Genomic DNA, 26,682 nt, shown 5'->3' on the forward strand with positions numbered 1-26,682 from the left:
CATGGTGTGGGTCACGCTCGATGAAAGAAAAGCGCACGATTTCGCCGCTGATCGTGCAATCTGGTCACATGATCGATCGTCGCCTCAAGGTGCTGCGGGTCGTGGCCGACCGGGGCACCGTCTCGGCCGCGGCCGAGCACCTCGGCTACACCGCCTCGGCCGTCTCGCACCAGATGCGCACCCTGTCCCGCGACCTCGGAGTGGCCCTGCTCGAGCCGGACGGGCGTCGGGTCCGGCTGACCCCGGCGGCGCTGACCCTGCTCGGCCGCTGCGACGACCTCTTCGCCCTGTGGGAGGAGATCCACACCGAGGTGCAGAGCAGCTCGAGCACCGGGACCGGCCAGCTGCGCCTCGCCGGCTTCTCCACGGCCGCCTCGGCCCTGCTGCCGGCGGTCGCCGCCGAGGTGTCGCGGCGCTTCCCCCGCTCGACGGTGCGCATCACCGAGGCCGACCCCCAGGTCTGCTTCGAGATGCTCGTGGCCGACCGGGTGGACCTCGTGGTGGTCGTGGTCACCGACCTGCTGCCGCCCACCGACGACGCCCGCTTCGAGCAGCACCCACTGCTGGCCGACACCCTCGACCTGCTCGTGCCGACCGGGCACCGGCTGGCCGGCCGCTCGTGGGTCTCCCTGACCGAGCTGGCCCGGGAGCCCTGGATCATGGACCGGCCCGGGAGGCCGCACCACCAGATGGTGACCACGGCCTGCGCGGCGGCGGGCTTCACCCCGCACCAGGTCCACGAGGTGGTCGAGTGGGACACCGGGGCGGCGCTGGTCGCTGCCGGCTTCGGGGTCGCGCTGGTGCCCCGGCTGGCCCGGCTCCCGCCCGACGAGGACCTCGTGCGGGTGCCGCTGCGCGGGGTGGCCACCCCGGTGCGACACCTGCGCACGGCGGTGCGCCGCGGCACCGCGGCGCAGCCCGAGATCGCGCTGGCGCTCGCCGAGCTGCAGCGCCTGGCCGCCGCGGTGGGCCGGGAGCGGCCGGTCGGCTAGGTTGCCGCGGTGAGGCACACCCGCGGACGCACCGTCGACATCACCACCCTCGACGAGCTCGACCACCGGCTGCGCGCCGGGGCCCGCACCCTCTCGGGCTGGCGGGTGCGCTCGGTCGACCTCAGCGAGCGCGGCGCCGAACTGGGCCGCTGCCGGCTCGCGGGAGCCACCTTCCTGGGCTGCCGCTTCGCCGAAGGTGACGCCGAGCGTGCCGAGGCCGCCGGCGCGGTGGTGCTCCCCCGCATCCCCGACGTGCCGGTCGACGTCTACCGCCACGAGCTCTACGACGCCCGGGAGCTCTTCGACGCGCTGCGCTGGAGCGACTCCCTCGACGGCCGCGCCTACGCCTGGTCCAAGCCGGGTGCGATCGACGGCGCCGAGGTCTCCGCCGAGGTGCCGCTGGCCCGCACCCTGCACGACCACGCCATCGACCTGGCACTGGACCGCTGGCGCCAGGACCGCCGCGTCGTCGGCGTGATGGGTGGTCACGCCGCCTCCCGGGGCACGCCGCTCTTCGCCGACGCCGCCGCGCTGGGGCACCGGCTGGGCTCGGCCGGGCTGACCGTCGCCACCGGCGGCGGGCCCGGGGCGATGGAGGCCGCGAACCTCGGGGCCCGGCTCTCCTCCCGCGACGACGCGGTGCTCGCGGAGGCGCTGCGGATGCTGGCGGCGGTGCCGTCGTACCGGCCCTCGGTCGACGCGTGGGTGCTCTCGGCCTTCGACGCCCTCGCCGCCCTCGACCCCTCCGGCGCCGACGGCGGCCCCGTCGCCAACCTCGGGATCCCGACCTGGCACTACGGCCACGAGCCGCCCAACATCTTCGCCACCGCGATCGCGAAGTACTTCCGCAACGCCACCCGCGAGGCGATCCTGCTCGAGGTGTGCGACGCCGGCATCGTCTTCCTGCCCGGCGCCGGAGGCACGGTGCAGGAGATCTTCCAGGACGCCTGCGAGAACTACTACGCCGACGAGTCGTCGGTGGCGCCGATGGTGCTCGTCGGGCGCGAGCACTGGAGCGTCGAGCTGCCGGCCTGGCCGCTGCTGCAGGCGCTCGCCGCGGGGCGGGCCATGGAGCCGCACGTGCACCTGGTCGACACCGTCGAGGAGGCGCTGGAGGTCGTGACCACGTCGCGGTAGTGCCCGACCAGGGCCTCGTCGAGCGCGCGCCACGAGCGGTGCCGCACGCTGCGGCGCGCGGCCAGCGCGGTGCGGCGCAGCGCGAGGTCGTCGTGCAGCAGCCGGGCCACGCAGGCCTCGAGGTCGGCGGCGTCACCCGGCTCGAAGAGCAGCCCGGCGCTGCCCTCGTCGACCAGGTCCTCGGCCACGCCGTTGCGGGGCGCGACCACCGGGACGCCCGAGGCCAACGCCTCCAGCCCGGCGCGCACGAGACGCCCGCAGGTCTCGCGGCGAGCGGTGTGCACCAGCACGTCGAGCGAGGCGTACGCCGCCGCGAGGGCCTCGCCGCGCAGGTCGCCCAGGAAGTGCGCGTGCGGGAGCAGCCGGCGCAACCGGGCCTCGTCGGGGCCGCTGCCCACCAGCACGAGCCGGTAGCGCTCGTCGCGGTCGAGACCGGTCAGCAGGTCGACCTCCTCGACGCGCTCCAGCGGACCCACGTGCCCCACCAGCCGCTGGCCGTCGGGGGCCAGCGAGCCACGCCACGACTCGCTGCGGCGGCTGGGGTGGAAGGCCGTCAGGTCGACCCCGCAGGGCCACAGCGCCAGCCGTTCGAGACCGTGGGCCTGCAGGTCGCGCAGCGCCGCCGCCGACCCGGCGAGCACCCGGTCGACCTGCTCGAGCACCCGCGGCGGCGGGCCGCTCTCCCCCGTGGGGCCGGTCGGCCCCACGTCGAGCACGACCGGCACCCCCAGGCTCGCGGCGACCGGCACAGCGCGGCGGCCCAGCCGGCCGTGACCGGCGACGTGCACCACGTCGGGCCCGAAGCGCCGCATCGTGCCCCGCAGCCTGGGCGCGGCGGGCCAGCTGCTGACCCGGCGCACCGGGAAGCCGGCGTACGTCGTGGGGCCGGCGTGGGTGACCAGCAGGGCCTCGTGCCCCTCCGCGGCCAGGTGCGCCAGCACCCGCGGCACGCTGCCCGAGCCGGGCTCGAAGGACTCGGCGACCACCAGCACACGCAGCCGGTCCCGGCGCGGCGCGGCGGCGGGGCGCGGGCTGGGGCTGGCTCATGGGCACACGCTCCTCCCCGCGCGCCAGCGGGCGGCGAGCACGCGGGGCGCGGCGGTGGACGATCGGGTGAACAGCACGCCAACTGGCCCGGCCGCCGGTGGGGCGGTCCGGGCCGGGTCGGCGCGAGATCCGGGCCGGGTCGGCGCGAAGTTCGGGCCGGGTCAGACGTCGGTGGCGGCGAGCTGGCCGCAGGCCCCGTCGATCTCCGAGCCGCGGGTGTCGCGCACGGTGGTGGGGATGCCCTTGGCCTCGAGCCGGCGCACGAACTCGCGCTCGTCGGCGGGGTCGGAGGCGGTCCACTTGCTGCCCGGGGTGGGGTTGAGCGGGATCAGGTTGACGTGCACCCAGCCCCAGTCGCCGTAGCCGCGCAGCACGTCGGCGAGCAGGTCGGCGCGCCAGGCCTGGTCGTTGATGCCGCGCATCATGGCGTACTCGATCGAGACCCGGCGCCGGGTGACCCGGGCGTAGTCCCAGGCCGCCTCGACGGTCTCGGCGACCGAGGAGCGGGTGTTGATCGGCACCAGCTCGTTGCGCAGCTCGTCGTCAGGGGCGTGCAGGCTCAGCGCGAGGGTGACCGGGATGCCCTCCTCGGTGAGCTGGCGGATGCGCGGGACGAGCCCGACGGTCGAGACCGTGACGCCGCGCGCCGACATGCCCAGCCCGTCGGGCGAGGGGTCGGTGAGGCGGCGCACCGCGCCGATGACGGCCTTGTAGTTGGCCAGCGGCTCGCCCATGCCCATGAAGACGACGTTGTTGACGCGCCCACGGCCGCCGGGCACCTCGTCGCGGTCGAGCGAGCGCGCGCCCGCGACGACCTGCTCGACGATCTCGGCGGTGCTCATGTTGCGCTGCAGGCCGCCCTGGCCGGTCGCGCAGAAGGGGCAGGCCATGCCGCAGCCGGCCTGGCTGGAGACGCACATCGTGGTGCGGCCGGGGTAGCGCATCAGCACCGACTCGACCAGCGCCCCGTCGAAGAGCTTCCACAGCGTCTTGCGGGTGGTGCCCTTGTCGGCCTCGAGGGTGCGCAGCGGCGTCATCAGGTGCGGCAGCAGGGTGCCGACCAGCTCGGCGCGCTGGGCCGCGGGCAGGTCGGTCATCTGCTCGGGGTCGTCGACCAGGCGGCTGAAGTAGTGCGTGGAGAGCTGCTTGGCCCGGAAGCCCGGCAGGCCGTTGTCCTCGAGCAGCTGCTTGCGCTCGGGCGCGGTCAGGTCGGCCAGGTGGCGCGGCGGCTTCTTGCGCCCACGAGGCTCCTCGAAGACCAGCGGGAGCGCGCTCACGCCCTCGGCCGGCTCGGGGGCACGGGGCGGGACGGCGGCGGAGGCGGGCACGGGGGCGGCGTTGTCGTCGGGCATAGCACGACCAGTCTCCCACCCGCGCGGGCGCCCGGGCGAACTCCCGGCGCCGCTCAGGTCAGCGGCACCACGTCGGGCGCCCCGAGGCGCGCCGCGTCGGCGGTCTCGTCGTCGGGCTGCTGCTGGCTCTCGCGCTCGGCCGCGACCCGCGCCCGGTAGTGCTCGATCTCGAGGTCGACCTGCTCCTTGCTCCAGCCCAGCGGCTCGCTGACCAGGCCGGCCACCTCCTCGACCACCCCCAGGCCGCGGTCGAAGGTCTCGATCGAGATGCGGGTGCGCCGGGTCAGGATGTCGTCGAGGTGCCGCGCGCCCTCGTGGGTGGCGGCGTAGACCGCCTCGACGCGCAGGTAGTCCGACGCCCCGGCCAGGGGCTCGCCCAGCGAGGGGTCCTCGGCGACCATCGCCAGCAGCTCGTGGACCAGCGAGCCGTAGCGCTGCAGCAGGTGCTCGATGCGCACCTCGTGCAGCCCCGACTGCGCGGCCAGCCGGTGCCGGGCGTTCCACAGCGCCTGATAGCCCTCGGCGCCCAGCAGCGGCACCTGGTCGGTCACCGAGGCCGGCACCTGCCGGCCCTCGTGGCGCTCCAGGCCGTAGACCGCCTCGTCGACGACGTCCTTGGCCATCACCCGGTACGTCGTGTACTTGCCGCCGGCGATGACGACCAGGCCCGGCGCGGGGTGGCCCACCGCGTGCTCGCGCGAGAGCTTCGAGGTCGCTTCGGACTCCCCCTCCAGCAGCGGGCGCAGCCCCGCGTAGACGCCCTCGACGTCGTCGCGGGTCAGCGGCGTCTCGAGCACCGCGTTGACGTGGTCGAGCAGGTAGTCGATGTCGGCCTCGCTGGCCGCGGGGTGGGCCTTGTCGAGCTCCCAGTCGGTGTCGGTGGTGCCGATGATCCAGTGCCGCCCCCACGGGATCACGAAGAGCACCGAGGTCTCGGTGCGCAGGATCAGCCCGGTCTCGGAGCGGATGCGGTCCTTGGGCACCACCAGGTGCACGCCCTTGCTGGCCCGCACCCGGAAGGCCCCCCGCTGCCCGCCCAGCGACTGCGTCTCGTCGGTCCACACGCCGGTGGCGTTGACGACCTGGCGGGCGCGCACGGTGAGGGTCTCGCCGCTCTCGAGGTCGTCGACCACCGCGCCGGTGACCCGCTCGCCCTCGCGCAGCAGCTCCACCACGCGGGCCCGGGAGGCCACCTTGGCGCCGTAGGCCGCGGCGGTGCGGGCCAGGAACATCGTGTGCCGGGCGTCGTCGACCTGGGCGTCGTAGTAGTGCAGCGCCCCGACCAGGGCGTCCTTGCGCAGCGCCGGCACCAGCCTGCGCGCGCCGCGGCGGGTCAGGTGCTTGTGCAGCGGCAGCCCCGAGCGGCCCGAGAGCCGCGACAGGGCGTCGTACAGCGCGACGCCGGAGCCGGCGTAGAGCCGCTCCCAGCCCCGGTGCTGCAACGGGTAGAGGAAGCCCACGGGGCGCACCAGGTGCGGTGCGAGGGTCTGCATGAGCAGCCCGCGCTCCTTGAGCGCCTCGGCGACCAGCGCGAAGTCGAGCATCTCCAGGTAGCGCAGCCCGCCGTGGATGAGCTTGCTGGAGCGGCTGGAGGTGCCCGAGGCGAAGTCGCGGGCCTCGACGAGCCCGACCTTGAGGCCGCGGGTGGCGGCGTCGAGCGCGGCGCCGCTGCCGACCACGCCTCCCCCGACGACCAGGACGTCGAGCTCCTCGGCGGCCATCTCCCTCAGGGACGACGTGCGCAGCTGCGGGGACAGGGCGACAGGTCTCATGGTCCTACTCTCCGTGAGGGGTCAAGGCGGACGAGCGCGGGGTCGGTCCACGCGGGTCAGTCCACGTCGACCCAGTCGAGCGTGCGCTGCACGGCCTTGGTCCACTGCGCGTGGCCCGCGGCGCGCTGCTCGTCGTCCCACTGCGGCGACCAGCGCCGGCCCTCGTTCCAGTTCGTGCGCAGCTCGTCGGTACCCGACCAGAACCCCACCGCGAGCCCGGCGGCGTACGCCGCTCCGAGGCAGGTGGTCTCGGCGAGCACCGGGCGGCTGACCTCGACGCCGAGCGTGTCGGCCTGGATCTGCATGCACAGCTCGTTGGCGGTCACGCCGCCGTCGACCTTGAGCACCTCGAGCTTGACGCCGGAGTCCTGCTCCATGGCCGCGGCCACGTCGCAGCTCTGGTAAGCGATCGCCTCGAGCGTGGCCCGGGCGACGTGGGCGTTGGTGTTGTAGCGCGAGAGCCCGACGATGGCGCCGCGGGCGTCGGAGCGCCAGTGCGGGGCGAAGAGCCCGGAGAAGGCGGGCACGAAGTAGACCCCGCCGTTGTCCTCGACCTGACGGGCCAGCGACTCGCTCTGCGAGGCACCCGAGATGATGCCGAGCTGGTCGCGCAGCCACTGCACCGCCGAGCCGGTGACCGCGATCGAGCCCTCGAGGGCGTAGACCGGCTCCTCCTTGCCGAAGCGGTAGCAGACGGTGGTCAGCAGCCCGTGCTCGGAGCGGATCAGCTCGGTGCCGGTGTTGAGCAGCATGAAGTTGCCGGTGCCGTAGGTGTTCTTGGCCTCGCCCGGCTCGAAGCAGACCTGACCGACCGTGGCGGCCTGCTGGTCGCCCAGGATGCCGGTCAGCGCCACCTCGCCGCCGAAGGGGCCGTCGCGGCGGGTGGTGCCGTAGCCCTCGGGCTCGCTGGAGGAGCGGATCTCGGGCAGCATCTGCCGCGGGATGTCGAAGAGCCCCAGCAGCTCGTCGTCCCACTCGCAGGTCTCGAGGTCCATCAGCATCGTGCGGCTGGCGTTGGTGACGTCGGTGACGTGCACCCCGCCGTCGGTGCCGCCCGTCAGGTTCCAGATCAGCCAGGAGTCGGTGGTGCCGAAGATCGCGTCGCCCGCCTCGGCTGCCTCGCGCACGCCGTCGACGTTCTCGAGGATCCACTGGATCTTGCCGCCGGCGAAGTAGGTGGCCGGCGGCAGCCCGGCGCGGTGCCGGATCAGGTCGCCGTGGCCGTCACGCTCGAGCTTGGAGGCGATCTTGTCGGTGCGGGTGTCCTGCCACACGATCGCGTTGTAGTAGGGCCTGCCGGTCCTGCGGTTCCACACCACGGTCGTCTCGCGCTGGTTGGTGATCCCCACCGCACAGAGGTCGTCGGCCTGCAGGCCGGCCTTGCCCATCGCCTTCTGGATGACCGAGCGGGTGCGCTCCCAGATCTCCACCGGGTCGTGCTCGACCCACCCGGCCTGCGGCATCACCTGCTCGTGCTCGAGCTGGTGGCGCGCCACCTCCTCGCCGGCGTGGTCGAAGATCATGAAGCGGGTGCTCGTGGTGCCCTGGTCGACGGCGCCGACGTACTGGATCTTGTCCTGGGCCTCGGTCACGGGTCTCTCCTCGTCGCTACGGGGTCGGTACGGGGTCGGTACGGGGTCGGTACGGGGTCGGTGCTGGTGTTCACCGGGCTGCGGGCTGCGCCTCGCGCTGGTGCTGGTCCTGGGGCTGGTGCTGGTCCTGGGGCTCGGGGATCGGCTCGCCGACGGCCTCGCGGCCGCCGTCGGGGGTGACCTGCTCAGTCTGCTCCTCGTCGGGGTCGGTGAGGTGGTCGTCCACGAGGAGCTTGAAGAGCGCACCGCCGACGAGGCCGCCGACCAGCGGCGCGACGATCGGCAGCCAGAAGTAGAGGTAGCCGTTCTGGTCGCGCATCGCTCCCCCGTAGCCGGTGATCAACGAGGCGATGCGGGGGCCGAAGTCGCGGGCCGGGTTGATCGCGTAGCCGGCGTTCGCTCCCCAGGCCATCCCGATGGCCACCACCACGAGCCCGATCACGAACGGCCCCAGGTTGGCCATCGGCGGGTTGTTCCAGGCCGAGGTGAGCGCGAGGACGAGGAAGACCAGGATGGCGGTGCCCACCACCTGGTCGACGAAGGCGCTGCTGATGCTCACGTCGGCGGCCCCGTTGCCGGGCAGGGTCGAGAAGATGCCCTGGGTGGCGATCGTGTGCTCGGGGTCGACGGCGGCGATGAGGTCGGCGTAGGAGACCCGCACGACCAGCGCCGCCACGAACGCACCCAGCGTCTGGGCGAGGGTGTAGGGCAGCACCTTGCGCCACGAGAAGCCCTGGAAGACCGCGAGCGCCAGGGTCACGGCGGGGTTGAGGTGCGCCCCCGACAGCCGTGCGGCGACGTAGACGCCGAGGGTCACGCCGAGCCCCCACGCCCACGCGATCGAGTCGTGGTCGCCCAGCGCGCCGTCCTGGCTGGTCGTGACCTGGGCGACGACGCCCACGCCGAAGAGGATGAGGATCATGGTGCCGGCGAACTCGGCACACATCTCCCCGACAAGAGCGGGTCTCCTGCTGCGCGACATCGTGGCCTCCGAGTAGGCGGTGCGTCGGTGTGGTGACGGTCACACCCGCCTACCCGCCCGCGGCGGCCTTCACACCTCTCGGAGGTGGCGCTCGCTCAGGAGCGACTGACCAGGAACCACACGACCAGCGCGGCGACCCCCAGCACGACCACCGCGGTGGAGACCACGCCCAGCAGCATGTAGCGACCGAACCGGCGCGTGTGCGGCGCGAGCGTCAGCCCCACCGGCACGGCCAGCGCGACCAGCACGAAGGGGAACAGGCGCGAGGTCGTCTCGTCGTCGGCGAGCGTGCTGAGCACGCCGGCGTAGACCGAGGGCACCAGCAGCACGAAGAGCAGGCCGGCGAAGAAGCCGGCCAGCGGCGTGAAGACCGGGTGGTCGCGGTGCCACCAGCTGGGCCGCGACGCGGTGTCCTCCGCCGCCGGCGCAGCCTGGTCGTCCGTGGTCACCATGGGCTCAGTCTCCCACCCGGTCGCCGCCGGGGCCCTCAGGCACGACGGGCACCTCCAGCACGTCGGGCATCGCCAGCTCGCGCCAGCGCTCGAGGTCGGGCGGGCGACCGGTCAGCTCGGCCACCGCCAGGGTCCAGGCCGTGCCGTGGCCCACCAGCACGACCTCCTCGTCGCGGTGCACGTCGGCGATGCGGCGCACCGCGGCCCCCACCCGCTCGCGGCAGCGCGCCAACGGCTCCCACCCGTCGTACGCCGCCTGCTCGGGCTCGGCGAAGGCCCGCTCGACCGTGCCGGCGAAGTCCTCGAGCCAGCCGGCCCCGCGCTCGTGCTCGCGCAGGTCGTCGACGACGCCGACCTCGCCCTCGGTGAGCAGCTGGGCGGTGGCCACCGCCTTCGGCTCCGGCGAGCAGAACCAGACGGCGCGCCGCGGCAGCCGGCCCGACTCGCGCAGCGCCCACACGTCGTCGAAGCCGGCCGGGTCGAGCTCCCAGCGGGCGGCGGGCAGGGCGGGCTCGACCAGGGGCCGCCCGTGGCGGACCAGGTGCAGGCTCACGCCCGGAAGACCAGGTGGTGCAGCAGCAGCCAGACCGGGGCGATCGTGGCCAGCAGCGAGTCGAGCCGGTCCATCAGCCCGCCGTGGCCGGGGATGACCTGGCTCATGTCCTTGATGCCGAGGTCGCGCTTGACGACCGACTCGCACAGGTCGCCCAGGGTGGCCATCACCGCGACGATGAGACCCAGGAAGATGCCGACCCACCAGCGCCCGTCGAGCAGCCAGACCATCGCGACGATGCCCGCCGCGACGCTGAAGACGACCGAGCCGGCGAAGCCCTCCCACGACTTCTTGGGCGAGATCACCGGGGCCATCGGGTGCTTGCCGAAGAGCACCCCGGCGGCGTACCCGCCGGTGTCGGAGAGCACCGTGACGGCGATGAAGACGATGATGCCGCGCACCCCGTCGTTCTCGAACCCGCCGCCGTAGAGCCCGCCCTCACGCAGCAGCAGCGCCACGAAGGCGCCCAGGAAGGGCACGTAGACCAGCGTGAACAGCGAGGCCGTGGCGTTCTGCACGTAGCCGTCGATGCCGCGGCGCAGCAGCCACAGCATCGTGACCAGGGCCGTCACGGCGGTGGCCGTCACCAGGGCGTCGGCGCCGAAGACGTAGGCGACCACGACCATCACCGCGCCGCCGAGCATCAGCGGCTCCTCGGGCAGGTCGATGTCCTTGGCGCCCAGCCCGCGGCCCAGCTCCCAGATGGCCACGACGACCGCCGCGACCACGATCACCATGAAGGCGGTCTTCCACAGCAGCAGCGAGGCCAGGATCGCCCCGATCAGCAGGAAGGCCGAGGTGAAGGCGGCGCGCAGGTCACGACCGGCGCGCCCGTGGTCCTTGACGGGCGGGCCTGCGGCGGGCGCGCCCGGAGGCGTGGTGGGGTTCGTCATCGGCATCGGGAGCAGGGAGGTCTCAGACCTCCAGCAGCTCGGCTTCCTTGTTCTTGAGCATCTCGTCGATGGCGTCGGTGTGCTTCTTCGTGGTCACGTCGAGCTTCTTCTCGGCGCCGGTGACGTCGTCCTTGCCGACCTCGCCGTCCTTCTCGAGCTTCTCCAGGCCCTGCTTGGCCGAGCGGCGCAGGTTGCGCACCGCGACGCGGCCGTCCTCGGCCTTGGTGCGCGCGACCTTGATGTACTCCTTGCGGCGCTCCTCGGTCAGCTCGGGGAAGTTGCAGCGGATGACCTTGCCGTCGTCGGCGGGGTTGACGCCCAGGTCGGAGTCGCGGATGGCCCGCTCGATGGCCTTCATCGCGCTCTGGTCGAAGGGCGCGATCAGGATGACGCGCGCCTCGGGGGCGGTGAACGAGGCCAGCTGCTGCAGCGGCGTCGGCGAGCCGTAGTAGTCCACGACGATCTTGGAGAACATCGAGGGGTGGGCGCGCCCGGCACGGATGGCAGCGAACTCCTCGCGGGTCGCCTCCACCGACTTGCTCATCTTGGTGTCGGCCTCGTTGAGGATGTCGTTGATCACGGCTGCTCCTGGGTTCGTCGCGTACGTCGGGCTGTGCGGGACTGGTCAGTCGGCGCTGACCAGCGTGCCGATCTTCTCACCCTTGAGCACACGGGGGATGTTGCCCTCGGGCTCCATGCCGAAGACCACCATCGGCAGCTTGTTCTCCGCGCACAGGGTGAAGGCGGTCTGGTCGACGACCTCGAGGTTGCGCTGGATGGCCTCGGCGTAGGTGATGGTGTCGAACTTGGTCGCGCTCGGGTCCTTGCGCGGGTCGGCGTCGTAGACGCCGTCGACGCCGCTCTTGGCGAAGAAGACCGCGTCGCAGCGGCTCTCGAGGGCGCGCTGGACCGCGACGGTGTCGGTGGAGAAGAACGGCATGCCCATGCCGGCGCCGAAGATGACCACGCGCCCCTTCTCCATGTGCCGGATCGCGCGGCGCGGCACGTAGGGCTCGGCGACCTGGCCCATCGTGATCGCGGTCTGCACGCGGGTCTCGACGCCCATCTTCTCGAGGAAGTCCTGCAGGGCCAGGCAGTTCATCACGATGCCGAGCATGCCCATGTAGTCGGCGCGCACGCGGTCCATGCCGCGCTGCTGCAGCTCGGCGCCGCGGAAGAAGTTGCCGCCACCGGTGACGACGGCGATCTGCACGCCCGAGCGGGCGACCTCGGCCACGTCGCTGGCGATCTTCTGGACCACGTCGGGGTCGACACCGACCTTGCCGCCGCCGAAGACCTCGCCGGAGAGCTTGAGAAGGACACGCTGGTACTGCTGGGTCATCGGGGTTCCCTTCGTGGGGGTGGGGGCACAGCACGAAGGCCGGCCCGTTGATCCATCTGGTGGGGGATCAAGCGGACCGGCCTCCTTGGCGTCAGGTGCAACCTAGCGGATCAGCGCCTCTCAGGCACCGACCTCGAAGCGGGCGAAGCGCTTGAGGGTGGTGCCGGCCTCCTTGAGGACGGCCTCCACGCTCTTCTTGGACTCGGTCACCGACGGCTGCTCGAGCAGCACGACCTCCTTGAAGAAGCCGTTCACCCGGCCCTCGGTGATCTTGGCGATCGCCTGCTCGGGCTTGCCCTCCTCGCGCGACTTCTGCTCGGCGATGGAGCGCTCCGACTCGACGACGTCGGCGGGGACCTCGTCGCGGCTGAGGTACTGCGGGCGCATCGCGGCGATCTGCATCGCGGCGCCGCGCGCGGCCTCGTCGGAGCCGTCGTACTCGACCAGGACGCCCACGGCGGGCGGCAGGTCGGCGGCACGCTTGTGCATGTAGGTCACCACGGGGCCGTCGAAGTAGGCCACGCGACCGAGCTCGATCTTCTCGCCGATGGTGATGGCGAGCTGCTCGACGACCTCGCCGACGGTCTTGCCGTCGAGCTCGACGGCCCTGAGCGCCTCGGTGTCGCCGGCCTTGGCGGCGTCAGCGGCGGCGGCGATCTTCTCGGCGGCCGCGACGAAGTCGTCGTTCTTGGCGACGAAATCGGTCTCGGAGCGCATCTCGACCAGCGCGTTGCCGGAGGTGACGACCAGGCCCGAGGAGGCCTCGCGCTCGGCGCCGCGCTTGGCGGCCTTGGCCTCGCCCTTGACCCGCAGGATCTCGACGGCCTTGTCCAGGTCGCCGTCGGCCTCGGTCAGCGCCTTCTTGCAGTCCATCATGCCGGCGCCGGTCTGCTCGCGGAGCTTCTTGACGTCGGCCGCGGAGATGTTCGTCATTGACGTTCCGTCCCTCGAAGAGAAAGTGGTGGAGTAGCGGGGAGATCCCCGGCGTGCCGCCGTCCGCGAGCCCCGGAGGGCCCGCGGACGGCGGTCAGCACGGAGAGGTCAGGCCTTGGCCTCGTCCTTGGTCTCGTCCTTGGTCTCGTCCTTGGCGGACTCGTCCTCGGTGGCCTCGGGGGCCTCGGGAGCCACGGGGGCGTCGGTCGCCTCGGCGGCGGCCTCGTCGGAGGCGGCGGCCTCGGACGACGCGCCGGTGGCCTCGGAGGCCGCGGTGTCGTCGGCCTTGGTGGCGCTCTCGGCGGCCTTCTCGGCCTCACCGGCGAGCAGCTCGCGCTCCCACTCGGCCAGCGGCTCGTCGGTGGTGCCCGCAGCGGCACCCTCGCTCTTGCCACCGCCACGGGCGATGAGGCCCTCGGCCACGGCGTCGGCGATGACGCGGGTCAGCAGGCCGACCGCACGGATCGCGTCGTCGTTGCCCGGGATCGGGAAGTCGACCTCGTCGGGGTCGCAGTTGGTGTCCAGGATGCCGATGATCGGGATCCGGAGCTTGCGGGCCTCCTCGACGGCGAGGTGCTCCTTCTTGGTGTCGACGATCCACACGGCGGAGGGCACGCGGCCCATCTCGCGGATGCCGCCCAGGGTCCGGTCGAGCTTGTCGCGCTCCCGCTTCATCTGCAGGAGCTCCTTCTTGGTGCGACCCGAGCCGGCGACGGCGTCGAAGTCGACCTCGTCGAGCTCCTTGAGGCGGTTGATCCGCTGGTGCACGGTCTGGAAGTTGGTGAGCATGCCGCCCAGCCAGCGCTGGTTGACGTAGGGCATCCCGACGCGGGTCGCCTGCTCGGCGATCGCCTCCTGGGCCTGCTTCTTGGTGCCCACGAACATCACGGTGCCGCCCTTGGCGACGGTCTCCTTGATGAAGGCGTAGGAGCGGTCGATGTAGCTCAGCGACTGCTGCAGGTCGATGATGTAGATGCCGTTGCGCTCGGTCATGATGAAGCGCTTCATCTTGGGGTTCCAGCGACGGGTCTGGTGCCCGAAGTGGACGCCGCTCTCGAGGAGCTGGCGCATGGTCACGACTGCCATGGTGGTGATCTCCTGTGCTGGAGCCGGCACCGCTGGTGGCGTCCTTGGTGCCTTGCGGCCAGGACGCACCGGTGTCGTGCTCCGGTGGTGGTTTACGGTTCGATGCGCCCGGCGGGTGCCGGTCGCCCTGACGTCTGCGCGCGACCCGACCCGGCTCTCCAGGCTCGCGCCTGTCGGTCCGGGACCGAGGATCGTCGCCCACGGGTGGCCACCCCTCCTCGCGGAGGCGTGTCGCGGTCTGCGGACGTGCGAAGTCAATCCCTGAGGATTGCGTCCGCCAGCGTACGCCAGCCCGGGCCCCGCCAGCGAATCCGTCGCGGGCCGCCTCGTGTGCACAGCGCGGGTCCCCTGCTGCGCCGTCCCCACGGGGGCCGCGGGGCCGCGACGCCGGCGGTCCGCGGCCCCAGCCTGGCGGGGTGCCCTCCTCCTCCGCCGCCACCCTGCTCACCGCCCTCCTCACCACCCTGCTGTCCGCCATGGGCCCCACCGCCGAGCCGGACCCGGTGGGCAGCTGGCCGCTGCGCCCCGAGCCCGAGGTGGTCGATGGCTTCGACGCCCCGTCCTCCCCCTACGGCCCCGGGCACCGTGGCGTCGACCTCCTGGGCCGGCCCGGCCAGCCGGTGCGCGCGGCCCTCGCGGGCCAGGTCTCCTTCGCCGGGCGCATCGCGGGCCGCGGCGTCGTCGTGGTCGCCCACGGGCTCACGCGCACGACGTACGAGCCGGTGGCGGGCGATCTCGCGGTGGGTGAGCCGGTGGCCGCCGGTGAGGTCGTCGGCCACCTCGAGGTGGCGCCGTCGCACTGTGCCCCACGCACCTGCCTGCACTGGGGCTGGATCGAGAGCGGCCCGGCGGGCGACACCTACCTCGACCCCCTGCGCCTGGTCGGCCTCGGCCCGGTCCGCCTGCTCCCCCTCTGGAGCACCTCCCCCGCGCCGACCCCCGTCGACACGCCGTACCGAGCGGTCCTCGACCACCTCGCTGCGCTCGGGTGACCGCGAGCCGGCTCGGCGGGAAGTAGCGCCGGGTCGGTCAGGCGCGCGGGTGGGCCTGGCGGTACGCGGCGCGCAGCCGGTCGGTGGTGACGTGCGTGTAGAGCTGGGTGGTGGCCAGCGAGGCGTGGCCCAGCAGCTCCTGCACCGAGCGCAGGTCGGCGCCGCCCTCGAGCAGGTGGGTGGCCGCGGTGTGCCGCAGCCCGTGGGGGCCGATGTCGGGGGCGCCGGGTACCTCGGCGACGCGCCGGTGCACCAGGGTGCGCACCGCGCGCTGGTCGATGCGCCCTCCCCTGGCACCGAGAAAGAGCGCGGGCCCAGAGCCGTCGACCGCCAGCAGGGGGCGGCCGTGGCGGGTCCAGAAGTCGAGCGCGTGGGCGGCCGGCCGTCCGAACGGGACGCTGCGCTCCTTGCGGCCCTTGCCCAGGACCCGCACCACGTTGCGCTCGCGGTCGACGTCGTCGACGTCGAGCCCGACCAGCTCGCCGACGCGGATGCCGGTGGCGTAGAGCAGCTCGAGCATCGCCACGTCGCGCAGCCCCACCGGGCTGCCGTCGTCGGCGAGCGCGGTGGCCGTGCGGATCAGGTCGTCGGCCTCGTCGCGGCGCAGGACCGGCGGCAGCGTGCGGTGCGCCTTGGGGCTGGCCAGGCTGGCGCCGGCGTCGTGCTCGGCGCGGCCGGTGCGCGCCAGCCAGGCGGTGAAGACACGGGCGGCGGTGGCGCGGCGGGCGATCGTGGTGCGCGAGCGGCCCAGGCTCTGCTGCTGGGCCAGCCAGCTGCGCAGGGTGCGCAGGTCGAGCCGGGCCACGTCGTCGAGCCCGAGCCGCCGGGCGTGCTCGAGCAGCCCGGCGACGTCGGTGAGGTAGGCGCGCACGGAGTGCGGGGTCAGGTCGCGCTCGACCGCGAGGTGGCGCTCGTAGTCGCCGAGGACCCGGACGAAGGCCTCGGGCAGCGCGTCCGCCTCCTGCTGCGCGTCGTCGGCCATGTCCGGAGTCTAGGAACCCGCCGGGGGCTCACGGCAGAGCCAGCCCGGCGAGCCGCCAGCCGTTGCCGTCGCTGCGCACCAGTCCGGCCTCCTGCAGCCGCACCAGGACCGCGTCGGTGGTGCCCGGGCCCACGCCGGCGGTGCGCGCGATCGAGACGCTGGCGACGCCCCGCGAGACGGGCACCGCGTCGAGCACCTGCCGGTCGACCGGGTCGAGCCGGTCGCGCAGCGTCTCGGGCCCCCGCGGGATCTCGAGCAGGTACTGCCCCGACTCGGCGACCATCTCGAGCACCTCGGGCCCGGTGGTGACCAGGCCGGCCGCCCCGGCCCGCACGAGCTGGTGCACGCCCTGCGACTGCGCCGACGTGACGGGACCGGGCACGCCCATGACCGGACGGTTGAGCTGCTGCGCCCAGTTGGCGGTGTTGAGCGCGCCGCTGCGCAGCGCGGCCTCGACGACCACGGTGCCGGTCGTCAGGGCCGCGATCAGCCGGTTGCGGCTCAGGAACCGCACCCGCATCGGCGACCAGCCGGGCGGCGACTCCGAGACGACGGCGTGGTGGGTGGCGAGGTGCTCGATGAGGTCGCGGTGCGCCTCGGGGTAGATCCGGTCGGCGCCGCAGGCCAGCACCGCGACCGTCGAGCCGTCGGTGCCGAGCGCCCCGCGGTGGGCGGCCTGGTCGATGCCGAAGGCCGCCCCCGAGACGACGGGACGTCCGGCGCTCGCGACCGCGGCGGCGACGTCACCGGCGACCGAGGCGCCGTACCCGGTCGCGGTGCGCGCGCCGACCACCGCGACCGAGCCGCCGAGCGTGTCGAGCCGTTGCGGCCCCCGCACCCACAGCCCCACGGGCACTCCCCCGCGCCCCTGCACGCGCGGCTGCTCGAGGTCACCCAGCTGCGCGGGCCACTCGGCGTCGGCCGGGGTGACGAAGCGGATGCCCTGCCGGGCGGCGAGCGCCAGGATGCGCTCGGGGTCGAGCCCCTGGCTGCGGGCCTGGGTCTCGGCCTGGAGGTCGGCGAGGTCGGGAGCGCTGCGAGCCAGCTGCTGCAGCGTCTCGACGGGCCCGATGCTGCTCACGCTCGCCAGCAGGCGCGGGTCGCCCGGCTCGACGATCCGCGAGAGCGCCACCCGGGCGAGCCGGTCGTCCTGCCAGGGCGCCATCACGCGCCCCGCTCGAGCGCGCTGAGCATCAGCGGGTGGCCGGAGCGCAGCCGCAGGGCGGTCTCGACCTCGGCGGCACCCGGCCGGCGCTCGGGGTCGGCGCCGGGCAGCAGGTCGAGCACGCTCCAGGCCAGCCGGTGCACCCTGACGGCCCCGCGGCTGGTGACCTCGGCGTCGTAGAGCGCCTTGTCGAGCATGGCCTGGCCGTCCTCCGCCAGCGGCCAGCGCTCGCGCAGCGCCGCCCCGGGCACCTGGGAGTTCAGCCGCCAGGTGCAGCCGCGGTAGCGCTCCGCCTGGCGCCGTCGGGCCGCCGTGACGCGCACCCGTACGTCGGCGGAGGTCTCGCGCACCGCGAGGGGGTCGCGGCGCTCGTGGGGCCGCACCGGGTCGACCTGGCGGGTGATGTCGATGCGGTCGGTGACCGGGCCGGTGACCTTGCGCCGGTAGTCGCGGCGCACGGTGTCGCGGCACGAGCACCGGTTGGCCCCGGCGTGGGCGCGGAACTCGCCGCACGGGCAGGGGTTGGCGGCGAGCACCACCATGCCGCGGGCGGGCAGGGTCACGAGCTCCTCGGCCCGGGCGACGGTGATCTCGCCGTTCTCGAGCGGCTCGCGCAGCGCCTCGATCACGTCGGCGCGGAAGAGCGGGAACTCGTCGAGGAGCAGGACCCCGCAGTGCGAGCGGCTGAGCTCGCCGGGCCGGACCTGCCCGCTGCCACCGCCGACGATGGAGGCCTTGCTGGCGTCGTGGTGCGGGGCGGCGTAGGGCGGGCGTCGCAGCATGCCGCGGCTGGGGTCGAGCACCCCGGCCAGCGAGTGGATCGCGGTCAGCTCGAGCGACTCCTCGGCGTCGAGGTCGGGCAGGATCGTGGGGATCCGCTCGGCCAGCGTGGTCTTGCCGGAGCCCTTCGGGCCCTGCAGCAGCAGGTGGTGGCCGCCGGCGGCGGCGACCTCGGCGGCGTACCTGGCGTCGGCCATGCCGATCAGGTCGGACATGTCGACCTCGTCGTGGCGGTCGGAGCCGCGCCAGGACAGCAGGCTGGCCCCCGTGGACGACGCCACGGGCGGGGCGTCGGGCACCTCGTCGCCCTTGAGCTGGGCGACCACCTGGCGCAGCGAGCGCATGCCGAAGACGGTGGTGCCGGGCACCATGGCCGCCTCGGCGGCCTGCGGCTCGGGCACGACGACGGTGCGCACCCCCGCCTCGCGGGCAGCGAGCACCATGGGCAGCACGCCGGTGACCGGGCGCAGGCCACCGTCGAGGGTGAGCTCGCCGATGAAGAGGCACCCGTGGAGGGCCTGCTCGGTGATCACGGCGTCGGCGGCCAGCACCGACAGGGCCATGGCCAGGTCGAAGTGGGTGCCGCGCTTGCGCAGGTCGGCGGGCGAGAGCAGGACCGTGATGCGCTTGGTGGCCGGCCAGCCGAGCCCGGAGTTGATGATGGCCATCCGCACCCGGTCGCGGGCCTCGCTGATGGCGATGTCGGGGCGGCCCACCAGGGTGGTGCCGACCTGGCCCGGCGAGACGTCGGCCTGCACGTGGATCAGGTGGCCCACCGCACCGTGCAGGGAGACGGTGCAGGCGGTCGCGAACGGCATCAGACCAGCCCCCGCACGTGCTCGACCTCGGCGGCGCCGCGGGCCGCCAGGCGCACCGCCACCAGGTCGACCCGCACCTCGGGCAGCCGGGGGCCGTGGGAGACCTGCCACTCCTCCCCCAGGCGCTGGAGGCGCTCCAGCTTGGCGGGGGTGATCGCCTCGTGCGGCGAGCCGCCCACCTCACCGGCCCTGGTCTTCACCTCGCCCACGACGAGCACGTGGCCCTCGCGCAGCACCAGGTCGACCTCGCCCACCGGGCACCGCCAGTTCCGTTCGAGCAGGGTCATGCCCTGCTCCACCAGGTGGCGCGCCGCCACCGTCTCGCCGTACGCCCCGAGGGCCTGCCGGCTCGCTGCTGTCGCTGTCATCTCCGACCTCCTGGTCAGAGCATGCGCACCTCAGGCCCCTCCGGTCCTCGGCCGGGCACGAGGGTGTGGACGAGCGCGACGGCGGGCAGCCCTGTGCGCACCCGGCGGCCCGGTTCAGCCGCGCAGCGCGGGAACGTTGCAGACGGCCTCGACGGCGTAGACGTCGGCTCCTCCGACCCTGATGCCCAGCAGCGTCGCGAGGGGGCCGACCACCGAGGTGTCGATCTTGGTGGCCAGGGGCCGCAGCCCACGCTGGACCGCTCCGTTGGGATCGGCCATCAGCGCCGCCAGGACGCCGTCCAGGATGAATTCGGTCGACACCCCGAGGAAGGCCAGCGCGTCGACGACGACGTTGCCTCCGAGCACGCCTCCGGACTCGATGCGCGGGACGACGCTGCTCACGAGCTGCACGGGCGAACCGGTCTCCACGGGCACCTCGTCGTTCGGGGGGATCGCCAGCGCGGCCGTGGCTCCCGGACCTGGAGGCCCGCTGGTCATCGACAGCCCCACCACGACGTCGACGTCCACGAAGATCTTCGCCAGGCCGACACCTACCTGCACCTTGCCCGTGAGGGGCACCCGCGCATCGATCGCGTAGGACGCCAGACCGCTGGTGACCCCGACCGAGAAGGTGTGCGGGTCGGCCGGGGTGCGATCGCCGCAGTGCACCGTCGGCGTGGCCAGCAGCTGCGACTGGGCACCGCCCAGACGGATCTGCACCGTGCCGGTGGTCGTGCCTGTCTGGAGGGTGCCCTTGACCAGCCCGACGTCGATGCCCAGACCCGGGCTGTTGAAGCCCCCGTTGGCCGCCAGGTCCAGGTCGAGCGTCGCCTCGAGCTGTGCGGTCTCCGCCTTCGCCTGCTCGGAGCCAGGCGCACCGCAGGCCAGGCGCTTGCCCTCCTGGACGTACAGGGTCCCGGTGAAGGCGCCGAGCCCGGGCAGCTTGGCCTGCAGCTGCTCGAGGGTGAGCGCGTGGTCGCCGTCCGCGACGAGGACCGAGCCGACCAGCAGGTCGAGCACGTTCAGGTCGGTCTCGAGCGCGGCGCTGTCGGAGGGCGAGATGCTGAGCAGGTCCTGCAGCCGCAGCGCCGGCACTCCTCCCTCGATGGCCGTGAAGACAGCGAGCGCATCGACAGCGGCGGCGTAGCCGGCCGGTCGGTTCCTGTTCAACGCCTCGATCGTGGCCGCGACCAGGTCACCGAAGTCCACGAGACCGGTCAGCAGCTCGGTCTCGGTGCCGACCCGTCCGGTGGCCGCGAGGTCGGCGAGCGAGACGTCGACCCCGGCGATGTTCTGGTAGGTCAGCAGCGCCGCGTCCAGGCCGAGGAGGGCGTTCAGCGGGGCCAGCACCGCGGAGTCGCCCGAGTCGACGGCTACCGCCACGGAGCCGAGCTCGTGGCACGCGGTGGTCGACGCCTCGGCGATCGCCGTCCGCGTGGCGGCACCGCGGCCGCTGGTGAAGCTGAACCCGACGTCGGCGCCCGCAGACACCTTCACCGCTGTCGGCACGTCCCCCGACGCGCTGGGTGTGAAGACGCCGCCGCTCAGGCGGCCCCAGGTCGCGACCACCTGCCGGTTGTCGCCGAGGGTCGTCTGGTTGCCCGCGAGGCTGCTGGCCAAGGCGCTGCCCTGGGAGCTCGCCAGCTCGGGCGCCAGCTGCGCGGTGGTGCGTCCGTCGAGCTCGCGCGCCAGGTCGAGCGCGACCACGTCGGCCAGCGCCTGCATGTCGCGACGCACGACGCGCTGCATGCCGAGGTCGACGGCGAAGGCGCCGACGACCACGAGCAGCGAGACGGTCACGGCGAGGAAGACCGCGACGGCACCCCGCTCGTCGCGACGCCGCCCGCGGCTCAACTGACCCTCGCGGTCGAGGTGAAGCTCAGGTTGTCGGGCAGCGGCACGAGCGGGATCTTGGGAGTCAGCGGCTTCGACCCGTAGGGGTAGGTCACCGCCACCTCCACGCACCGAGCAGTGCCGCAGGGCACGATCGTGACCGCACAGGTCGCACCCGAGGAACAGCTGACCCCGTAGCTCTGCAGGGCCTCGTCGACGCTGGCGGTGGCAGCGGCCTTGCGCTGGACGTCCTGGCTGGCGTCGTACGCCGACGCCCAGACCGCACCCGAGCGCGCGCCCTCGGCCGCACCCTGGCTGATCGCCTGGCGGAAGCTGAGCATGTAGCCGTAGCTGATGATGCCGAACACCAGCACGAGCAGCAGCGGCACCACGAGGGCGAACTCGACCGCGGCCGCACCACGCTCACGCCCGGGCGCGCGCCGAGACCCTCCAGCCATGCTCCCACCCCGCCTTCGACACGGACTCCCGTTCCCGAGCCTAGGGAGCCGCGACCGCCGCCGGGGGCAGCACTGGGGCAGATGGCCCAGAAGGACTAGTCATCGTGCACGCTCGGCCCCCGCAGGCGCGCTCAGGACTTGGGCGGCTCGACGTCGGAGGACTGCAGCTCCTCGACGTTGACGTCCTTGAAGGTCAGCACCTTGACGTTCTTGGCGAAGCGGGCCGGGCGGTACATGTCCCACACCCAGGCATCGCTCATGGAGACCTCGAAGAAGACGTCGCCCTGCTCGGTGCGGGCCTTCACGTCGACCTGGTTGCACAGGTAGAAGCGACGATCGGTCTCCACGACGTATTTGAAGATCCCCACGACGTCGCGGTACTCGCGGTAGAGGGTCAGCTCCATCTCGGCCTCGTACTGCTCGAGCTCCTCGGCGCTCACACGTGCTCCTCACTCGACCGGCGGACCTGATCACCCACCCCCGCGGTGAGGTGGGCACTGGCATCGTAGACGCGTGCCACCCACCGCGAGCACGACTCCCCCGGGCCAGGGCCCACCACTGGCCGGCCGCGCGATCATGGACCAGTGCTGGCGCGACATCACGTTCCTGCACTGGCCCGTCGACCCCGCCCTGGTGGCGCCGCTGCTGCCGCGCGGGGTGCGCCTCGACCTGTACGACGGCGCCGCCTGGGTCGGGTTGATCCCGTTCCGGATGGTCGACGCGGGCGTGGGGTCGGGTCGACCCGTCCCTTGGCTGGGCACGTTCCTCGAGACCAACGTGCGGCTCTACTCCACCGACGACCGGGGCCGGCGCGGCGTGGTCTTCTGCTCCCTCGACGCCGACCGGCTCGCGGTCGTCGCCGGCGCCAACGCTGGCTTCGGGGTGCCCTACAAGTGGGCCCGGATGTCGGCCGACCGGGTGGACGGCGGGTGGCGCTACGAGATGCGCCGCCGCACCGGCGGGCGCCCCCGCAGCGTCATCGACGTCGAGGTCGGGGAGCCGGTCGAGCCCGGCCCGCTCGAGCTCTTCCTCACCGCCCGCTTCGGGCTGCACACCTCCGTGCTCGGGCGCACCCTGTGGGTGCCCAACACCCACGGCCCCTGGCCGCTGCACCGCGCCCGCGTGCGCGAGCTGCACGACGAACTGGTCACCGCCGCCGGCCTGCCGGGCGTGGCCACCGCCGCCCCCGCCTCGGTGCTGCACTCCCCCGGCGTGCGCACCTGGTTCGGCCTGCCCCAGGTGCTCTGACCGGACGGCCTACGACGGCAGCCCCGCCGCGCGGCGTACGTTGACGAAGCGCATCCGGTGCACCGGCGAGGGCCCGTGCTGCTCCAGCGCCCGGGTGTGGGTGTCGGTGATGTAGCCCTTGTGGGTCCCGAAGTCGTACGCCGGCCACTCGCGGTCGAGCTCGCGCATCAGGCGGTCGCGGGTCACCTTCGCCAGCACCGAGGCGGCCGAGATGCAGGCGGCGACCCGGTCGCCCTTCCAGACCGCGAGCCCCGGCACCCCGAGCCCGTCGACGGGGAAGCCGTCGGTGAGCACGTAGTCGGCCGGCACGTCGAGCAGCGCCACGGCCCGGCGCAGCGCCTCGATGTTGGCCACGTGCATGCCGAGCCGATCGCACTCCTGGTGCGAGAGCACCACCACCGACCACGCGACGGCTCGCCGCACGACCTGGTCGTAGCAGCGCTCACGGGCCTTCTCGGTCAACAGCTTGGAGTCGGCCAGGCCGGGCACCACGCCGCTGCGCCCCGGCGGCAGGATGCAGGCGCCGGCCACCAGCGGCCCCGCGCAGGCACCCCGGCCGGCCTCGTCGACCCCGGCCACGGACTCGAGGCCGTGGCGGCGCAGGGCGCGCTCGTAGCCGTAGAGCCCGGCGTCGCGCCGGACCGTGGACCCCTTCGGCAGCAACGACATCGTCGATCCCGCCTAGGAGGCGTCCGGCACGTCGTCGAACGCGTCGGTGTCCTCGAGGCCGCCGAAGCGGTCGGTGGGCCACAGCAGCAGCCAGACCTTGCCGACGACCAGGTCGGTGGGCACGTACTCGTCGCCGGGCACGCACTCGGTCTCGTCCTCGAGGCACATGTGCACCGTGGAGTCCGCGGACCGGCCACGGTTGTCGCCCATCACGAAGATCGACCCCTCCGGCACGGGCCCGGCCTCCCAGGCGCAGTTGCCGGTCATCGGGCCGCGGCAGCCGCGCACCCGACGGTCCTCGAGCACGTAGTCGTCCTCCTCGAGCGCGACCCCGTTGACCACGAGCCGCTTCTGGGCGTCGCAGCACACGATGGTGTCGCCCTCGACCCCCACGACGCGCTTGACCAGGAAGCCGGTGTCGGGCAGCAGGCCGATGGCGGCCAGGGCGCCGGCGACCGGGTTGGTCGGCTCGTCGACCTCGCCGCGGGTCAGCCAGCCGCCCGGGTCCTCGAAGACCACGACGTCGCCGCGCTCGACCTCGCCCCCGAACCAGCCCGACCACTTCTCGACCAGGATGCGGTCGTCCTCGACGAGTCCGGGCTCCATGGACTCGGAGGGGATGTAGAAGGCCTGCACCACGAACGACTTGAGCAGCACCGCGAGCACCACCGCGAGCGCGAGCAGGAGCAGGGACTCCTGCCACACCGGCAGGCCCCGCCGGCTCTTGTCGCGGGCGGCCGCGACGCGTTGGGCCGGGGACGGCACGACCCCGCCGGCCTCGTTCGTCGGGCCTGCGGGGTCGTGGTCGTCGCTGCTCACGCGGCGAGTGTAGAGAAGGAGTCGCCGATCAGGAGTCGCGACGCTCCTTGATCTTGGCGGCCTTGCCGCGCAGGTTGCGCAGGTAGTACAGCTTGGCGCGGCGCACGTCGCCGCGGGTCACGACCTCGATGGTCTCGAAGATCGGGGAGTGCAGCGGGAAAGTGCGCTCGACGCCGACGCCGAAGGAGACCTTGCGGACGGTGAAGGTGCGCCCGACGCCGGAGCCCTGCACGCGGATGACGACGCCCTGGAAGATCTGCACGCGCGAGCGCGAGCCCTCGATGACCTTCACGTGCACCTTGACGGTGTCACCGGCGCGGAAGTGGGGGTTGTCGTCGCGCTTGACGTCGTTGCCGATCTGGGCGACCAGGTTGTTGCTCATGGTGTCTCCTCGCGGGTGCCACAGACCAGCCGCGGTATCAGGTGGTGCAGGAATTGTCGCGGCCCGCCGTGTGCTCCGGTGGCGTGGGCCGCCCTCTGTGGCAGGCGTCCGACGCGGGCCCCCCGTGCGTTCCTCGGGGCTGCCCTCCGGTCCGGCAGGACCAGCGACGAAGTCTGCCACAGCCGCCCGCGCCGGCCACAATCAGCCGCGGCCGCTCCGGCGTCGCTGCTTGGTCAGCACCGCGGGCCCCGACGGCCCGTCGAGCACCTCGCGCACCCGGTAGCCCGCGCGCTGGTAGCGGCGCAGGTTGGCCTGGCTGGCCTTCCCCGTCACCAGCCGGTACGCCGCCGCCGCGGGCGGGGCGGCCCGCTCGGCGTGCTCGAGCAGCACCCGGCCCAGGCCGCGGCCCTGCAGGTCGGGGGCGACCATCAGCCGGCCGATCTCCCACGTGGTGTCCTCGAGCCGGCCTCGCACCGAGCCCACGAGGCGTCCACCGACCCGCACGACGTAGGTGTCCCACTGCGCCAGCGAGGCCGCGGTGTCGGCGACCGACTCGTGCAGCGGCGGGATCGTGAGGTCGTCGTTGACCAGCGCCTCGCCGACCCAGCAGGCGAGCGTGAGCACGTGCAGCTCGGCGGTGTCGCCGGGTGCCGCGGGCACGACCTCCCACTCCCCCGCCACGTGGCTGGCGTGCAGCAGGTCCGGGCGCCGCTCGGCGGTGCGCTCGAGCGACTGCGCGTGGCGCCAGGCGGCGATCGCGGCGTGGTTGCCGCTGAGCAGCACCGGGGGCACGTCGTGGCCGCGCCACGAGGCGGGCTTGGTGTAGACGGGGTACTCCAGGAGCCCCTGCTCGTGGGACTCCTCCTCCAGGGAGGCGGCGTTGCCCATGAACCCGGGCAGCAGCCGCACCACGGCCTCGGTGATCGCCAGGGCGGCGACCTCGCCGCCGTTGAGCACGTAGTCGCCCAGCGAGACCTCGACGACCTCCGCGACGTCGTCGCGACCCCGGGCGTGGTCGAGCACGCGCTGGTCGATGCCCTCGTAGCGCCCGCAGGCGAAGACCAGGCGGGGCCGGGTGGCCAGCTCGCGGGCCAGCGCCTGGGTCAACGGCCGCCCGGCGGGACTGGGCACCACCACGGTCGCTGCCGAGCCGGGCCCCCCGGGCGCCCCGGGGCCGCCCAGCAGCTCGTCGAGCGCCTCGCCCCACGGCTCGGGCCGCATCACCATGCCGGCGCCGCCGCCGTACGGCGTGTCGTCGACGGTGCGGTGCCGGTCGTGGGTCCAGCCGCGCAGGTCGTGGACGTGCAGCTCGACCAGGCCCTTGGCGGCCGCCTTGCCGGGCAGCGAGAGCCCGAGGGGGGCGAGGTAGTCGGGGAAGATCGTCAGGTAGTCCAGGCGCACGGTGCTCGTCCTCGCCGGCTCAGTCGTCGTCGGGCAGCGGCGAGACGAGGCCGGGGCGGTCGGCCACCACGACCCGCCCGGCCGCCAGGTCGACCTCGGGCACCAGGGCCGCGACGAAGGGCACTAGGGTGTCGCGGCCGTCCAGCGCCTTGACGCCCAGCAGGTCCTGCGCGCCGTGCACGACCGAGGTGATCGTGCCGAGCGCGGCGCCGTCGGTGTCGACGACAGCGAGACCGACGAGCTGGTGGTCGTAGAACTCCTCGGGGTCCTCCGGCATCGCGTCAGCGGGCAGCTGCGCGTGCAGCACGATCCCGCGCGCGGCCTCGGCGCCGTTGCGGTCGGCGAGCTCCTCGAAGGTCACCAGCAGCACCCCCTGGTGCCAGCGGGTGCGCGCCACCTGCAGGGTCCGCCACGTCGCGGCCGAGCCGCGCGGCGCCTCGACCTCGAGCACCGCGCCGTCGGCGAAGCGCAGGCCCGGCTCGTCGGTGCGCACGTCGATGGTCACCTCGCCGCGCAGCCCGTGCGGCTTGCCGATCCTGCCCACGACCACGTCGATGGTCTCCACCGCTGTCTCCTGTCGAAATGACGCCGACCCGCCCGAGTGTCCCGGGCGGGTCGGTGTGTGTATCTGGTG

General features: G+C 73.5%; 27 protein-coding genes and 2 pseudogenes. 4 read left to right on the forward strand and 25 right to left on the reverse strand.

Going from position 1 to position 26,682, the window contains the following annotated elements:
* Positions 1-68: 68 nt before the first annotated feature.
* Both JOE61_RS03455 and JOE61_RS21475 read left to right on the forward strand, forming a co-directional pair.
* Entirely contained in the window at positions 69-992 is a 924-nt protein-coding gene (locus tag JOE61_RS03455) for a LysR family transcriptional regulator (protein ID WP_193667975.1), read from the forward strand.
* Between the two features lie 9 nt (positions 993-1,001).
* Entirely contained in the window at positions 1,002-2,129 is a 1,128-nt protein-coding gene (locus JOE61_RS21475) for an LOG family protein (RefSeq protein WP_307822783.1), read from the forward strand.
* 53 nt (positions 2,130-2,182) lie between these two features.
* Here the strand turns inward: JOE61_RS21475 and JOE61_RS03460 are convergent.
* The 12 genes and pseudogenes from JOE61_RS03460 to rpsB form a co-directional block, all read right to left on the reverse strand.
* Positions 2,183-3,121 (reverse strand): annotated as a pseudogene (locus JOE61_RS03460) (glycosyltransferase); the annotation flags it as partial.
* A gap of 216 nt (positions 3,122-3,337) precedes the next feature.
* Positions 3,338-4,528, reverse strand: coding sequence for a dual-specificity RNA methyltransferase RlmN (rlmN, locus tag JOE61_RS03465; RefSeq protein ID WP_193667974.1), 1,191 nt, complete (start codon positions 4,526-4,528; stop codon positions 3,338-3,340).
* A 53-nt stretch (positions 4,529-4,581) separates the two neighbouring features.
* Positions 4,582-6,300, reverse strand: coding sequence for a glycerol-3-phosphate dehydrogenase/oxidase (locus JOE61_RS03470; protein ID WP_193667973.1), 1,719 nt, complete (start codon positions 6,298-6,300; stop codon positions 4,582-4,584).
* 56 nt (positions 6,301-6,356) lie between these two features.
* Positions 6,357-7,892, reverse strand: a complete 1,536-nt coding sequence (gene glpK / locus JOE61_RS03475; RefSeq protein ID WP_204797134.1) for a glycerol kinase GlpK — start codon at positions 7,890-7,892, stop codon at positions 6,357-6,359.
* Between the two features lie 70 nt (positions 7,893-7,962).
* Complete coding sequence (locus JOE61_RS03480) at positions 7,963-8,874, reverse strand: MIP/aquaporin family protein (protein WP_193667972.1); 912 nt, start codon at positions 8,872-8,874, stop codon at positions 7,963-7,965.
* Between the two features lie 95 nt (positions 8,875-8,969).
* Positions 8,970-9,326, reverse strand: a complete 357-nt coding sequence (locus tag JOE61_RS03485) for a hypothetical protein (RefSeq protein WP_193667971.1) — start codon at positions 9,324-9,326, stop codon at positions 8,970-8,972.
* Between the two features lie 4 nt (positions 9,327-9,330).
* Positions 9,331-9,879 carry a histidine phosphatase family protein gene (locus JOE61_RS03490; RefSeq protein ID WP_193667970.1) on the reverse strand — a complete coding sequence of 183 codons (549 nt, stop codon included), beginning with the start codon at positions 9,877-9,879 and terminating at the stop codon, positions 9,331-9,333.
* Complete coding sequence (locus tag JOE61_RS03495) at positions 9,876-10,778, reverse strand: phosphatidate cytidylyltransferase (protein ID WP_204797135.1); 903 nt, start codon at positions 10,776-10,778, stop codon at positions 9,876-9,878. The genes JOE61_RS03490 and JOE61_RS03495 overlap by 4 nt, the downstream gene beginning before the upstream one ends.
* A gap of 16 nt (positions 10,779-10,794) precedes the next feature.
* Positions 10,795-11,349: a ribosome recycling factor gene (gene frr, locus JOE61_RS03500; protein WP_204797358.1), complete on the reverse strand. Its 555-nt coding sequence runs from the start codon at positions 11,347-11,349 to the stop codon at positions 10,795-10,797.
* A gap of 48 nt (positions 11,350-11,397) precedes the next feature.
* Positions 11,398-12,114 carry a UMP kinase gene (pyrH, locus tag JOE61_RS03505; RefSeq protein ID WP_193667968.1) on the reverse strand — a complete coding sequence of 239 codons (717 nt, stop codon included), beginning with the start codon at positions 12,112-12,114 and terminating at the stop codon, positions 11,398-11,400.
* Between the two features lie 120 nt (positions 12,115-12,234).
* Positions 12,235-13,047, reverse strand: a complete 813-nt coding sequence (gene tsf, locus JOE61_RS03510) for a translation elongation factor Ts (protein ID WP_193667967.1) — start codon at positions 13,045-13,047, stop codon at positions 12,235-12,237.
* Positions 13,048-13,155: 108 nt separating this feature from the next.
* Entirely contained in the window at positions 13,156-14,133 is a 978-nt protein-coding gene (rpsB, locus tag JOE61_RS03515; RefSeq protein WP_193667966.1) for a 30S ribosomal protein S2, read from the reverse strand.
* 416 nt (positions 14,134-14,549) lie between these two features.
* Between rpsB and JOE61_RS03520 the strand changes: the two genes are divergently transcribed.
* Positions 14,550-15,125: a M23 family metallopeptidase gene (locus JOE61_RS03520; protein WP_307822784.1), complete on the forward strand. Its 576-nt coding sequence runs from the start codon at positions 14,550-14,552 to the stop codon at positions 15,123-15,125.
* A gap of 37 nt (positions 15,126-15,162) precedes the next feature.
* Here JOE61_RS03520 and JOE61_RS03525 read toward each other — a convergent pair whose 3' ends face one another.
* The 7 genes from JOE61_RS03525 to JOE61_RS03555 form a co-directional block, all read right to left on the reverse strand.
* The gene (locus JOE61_RS03525; RefSeq protein ID WP_193667965.1) at positions 15,163-16,107 is read right to left on the reverse strand and encodes a tyrosine recombinase XerC; all 945 of its coding nucleotides are present in this window, start codon (positions 16,105-16,107) and stop codon (positions 15,163-15,165) included.
* A gap of 28 nt (positions 16,108-16,135) precedes the next feature.
* Complete coding sequence (dprA, locus tag JOE61_RS03530; RefSeq protein WP_193667964.1) at positions 16,136-17,272, reverse strand: DNA-processing protein DprA; 1,137 nt, start codon at positions 17,270-17,272, stop codon at positions 16,136-16,138.
* A complete protein-coding gene (locus JOE61_RS03535; protein WP_193667963.1) occupies positions 17,272-18,870 on the reverse strand; it encodes a YifB family Mg chelatase-like AAA ATPase in 1,599 nt (532 codons plus the stop codon). Before JOE61_RS03535 ends, dprA begins: the two co-directional genes overlap by 1 nt.
* The gene (locus tag JOE61_RS03540) at positions 18,870-19,238 is read right to left on the reverse strand and encodes a YraN family protein (protein WP_193667962.1); all 369 of its coding nucleotides are present in this window, start codon (positions 19,236-19,238) and stop codon (positions 18,870-18,872) included. The genes JOE61_RS03535 and JOE61_RS03540 overlap by 1 nt, the downstream gene beginning before the upstream one ends.
* 114 nt (positions 19,239-19,352) lie before the next feature.
* Entirely contained in the window at positions 19,353-21,092 is a 1,740-nt protein-coding gene (locus JOE61_RS03545) for a Tad domain-containing protein (protein ID WP_193667961.1), read from the reverse strand.
* Positions 21,089-21,529 (reverse strand): TadE/TadG family type IV pilus assembly protein, encoded by a 441-nt coding sequence (locus tag JOE61_RS03550; RefSeq protein WP_193667960.1) that lies wholly within the window; start codon positions 21,527-21,529, stop codon positions 21,089-21,091. Before JOE61_RS03550 ends, JOE61_RS03545 begins: the two co-directional genes overlap by 4 nt.
* Before the next feature lie 131 nt (positions 21,530-21,660).
* Positions 21,661-21,969 carry a DUF2469 domain-containing protein gene (locus JOE61_RS03555; protein WP_193667959.1) on the reverse strand — a complete coding sequence of 103 codons (309 nt, stop codon included), beginning with the start codon at positions 21,967-21,969 and terminating at the stop codon, positions 21,661-21,663.
* 73 nt (positions 21,970-22,042) lie between these two features.
* On the opposite strand from JOE61_RS03555, the gene JOE61_RS03560 reads away from it, so the two are divergent.
* Entirely contained in the window at positions 22,043-22,777 is a 735-nt protein-coding gene (locus tag JOE61_RS03560) for a YqjF family protein (protein WP_307822785.1), read from the forward strand.
* A gap of 9 nt (positions 22,778-22,786) precedes the next feature.
* On the opposite strand, the gene JOE61_RS03565 is transcribed toward JOE61_RS03560, so the two are convergent.
* The 6 genes and pseudogenes from JOE61_RS03565 to rimM form a co-directional block, all read right to left on the reverse strand.
* On the reverse strand, positions 22,787-23,446 hold the full coding sequence (locus JOE61_RS03565) for a ribonuclease HII (protein WP_193667958.1): 660 nt from the start codon (positions 23,444-23,446) through the stop codon (positions 22,787-22,789).
* 12 nt (positions 23,447-23,458) lie between these two features.
* Entirely contained in the window at positions 23,459-24,265 is an 807-nt protein-coding gene (gene lepB / locus JOE61_RS03570; RefSeq protein ID WP_307822786.1) for a signal peptidase I, read from the reverse strand.
* Between the two features lie 28 nt (positions 24,266-24,293).
* Positions 24,294-24,647, reverse strand: a complete 354-nt coding sequence (gene rplS / locus JOE61_RS03575) for a 50S ribosomal protein L19 (protein WP_193667957.1) — start codon at positions 24,645-24,647, stop codon at positions 24,294-24,296.
* A 201-nt stretch (positions 24,648-24,848) separates the two neighbouring features.
* Positions 24,849-25,328 (reverse strand): GNAT family N-acetyltransferase, encoded by a 480-nt coding sequence (locus tag JOE61_RS21480; protein WP_307823154.1) that lies wholly within the window; start codon positions 25,326-25,328, stop codon positions 24,849-24,851.
* 15 nt (positions 25,329-25,343) lie between these two features.
* Positions 25,344-26,048, reverse strand: a pseudogene (gene trmD / locus JOE61_RS21485) (tRNA (guanosine(37)-N1)-methyltransferase TrmD); the annotation flags it as partial.
* 19 nt (positions 26,049-26,067) lie between these two features.
* Positions 26,068-26,613 carry a ribosome maturation factor RimM gene (rimM, locus tag JOE61_RS03585; protein WP_204797136.1) on the reverse strand — a complete coding sequence of 182 codons (546 nt, stop codon included), beginning with the start codon at positions 26,611-26,613 and terminating at the stop codon, positions 26,068-26,070.
* Positions 26,614-26,682 lie beyond the last annotated feature (69 nt).

This window comes from Nocardioides salarius (genome assembly GCF_016907435.1).
GTDB lineage: Bacteria > Actinomycetota > Actinomycetes > Propionibacteriales > Nocardioidaceae > Nocardioides > Nocardioides salarius.

Excerpts from the sequence above, each read along its gene's own strand:
- JOE61_RS03485 (WP_193667971.1), bottom strand. The coding sequence starts at position 9,326 with ATGGTGACCACGGACGACCAGGCTGCGCCGGCGGCGGAGGACACCGCG.
- rplS (WP_193667957.1), bottom strand. The coding sequence starts at position 24,647 with ATGAGCAACAACCTGGTCGCCCAGATCGGCAACGACGTCAAGCGCGAC.
- JOE61_RS03495 (WP_204797135.1), bottom strand. The coding sequence starts at position 10,778 with ATGCCGATGACGAACCCCACCACGCCTCCGGGCGCGCCCGCCGCAGGC.
- JOE61_RS03455 (WP_193667975.1), top strand. The coding sequence starts at position 69 with ATGATCGATCGTCGCCTCAAGGTGCTGCGGGTCGTGGCCGACCGGGGC.
- rpsB (WP_193667966.1), bottom strand. The coding sequence starts at position 14,133 with ATGGCAGTCGTGACCATGCGCCAGCTCCTCGAGAGCGGCGTCCACTTC.
- pyrH (WP_193667968.1), bottom strand. The coding sequence starts at position 12,114 with ATGACCCAGCAGTACCAGCGTGTCCTTCTCAAGCTCTCCGGCGAGGTC.
- JOE61_RS03535 (WP_193667963.1), bottom strand. The coding sequence starts at position 18,870 with ATGCCGTTCGCGACCGCCTGCACCGTCTCCCTGCACGGTGCGGTGGGC.
- JOE61_RS03525 (WP_193667965.1), bottom strand. The coding sequence starts at position 16,107 with ATGGCCGACGACGCGCAGCAGGAGGCGGACGCGCTGCCCGAGGCCTTC.
- JOE61_RS03470 (WP_193667973.1), bottom strand. The coding sequence starts at position 6,300 with ATGAGACCTGTCGCCCTGTCCCCGCAGCTGCGCACGTCGTCCCTGAGG.
- rlmN (WP_193667974.1), bottom strand. The coding sequence starts at position 4,528 with ATGCCCGACGACAACGCCGCCCCCGTGCCCGCCTCCGCCGCCGTCCCG.
- JOE61_RS03565 (WP_193667958.1), bottom strand. The coding sequence starts at position 23,446 with ATGTCGTTGCTGCCGAAGGGGTCCACGGTCCGGCGCGACGCCGGGCTC.
- JOE61_RS03550 (WP_193667960.1), bottom strand. The coding sequence starts at position 21,529 with ATGGCTGGAGGGTCTCGGCGCGCGCCCGGGCGTGAGCGTGGTGCGGCC.
- JOE61_RS03540 (WP_193667962.1), bottom strand. The coding sequence starts at position 19,238 with ATGACAGCGACAGCAGCGAGCCGGCAGGCCCTCGGGGCGTACGGCGAG.
- dprA (WP_193667964.1), bottom strand. The coding sequence starts at position 17,272 with ATGGCGCCCTGGCAGGACGACCGGCTCGCCCGGGTGGCGCTCTCGCGG.
- JOE61_RS03480 (WP_193667972.1), bottom strand. The coding sequence starts at position 8,874 with ATGTCGCGCAGCAGGAGACCCGCTCTTGTCGGGGAGATGTGTGCCGAG.
- tsf (WP_193667967.1), bottom strand. The coding sequence starts at position 13,047 with ATGACGAACATCTCCGCGGCCGACGTCAAGAAGCTCCGCGAGCAGACC.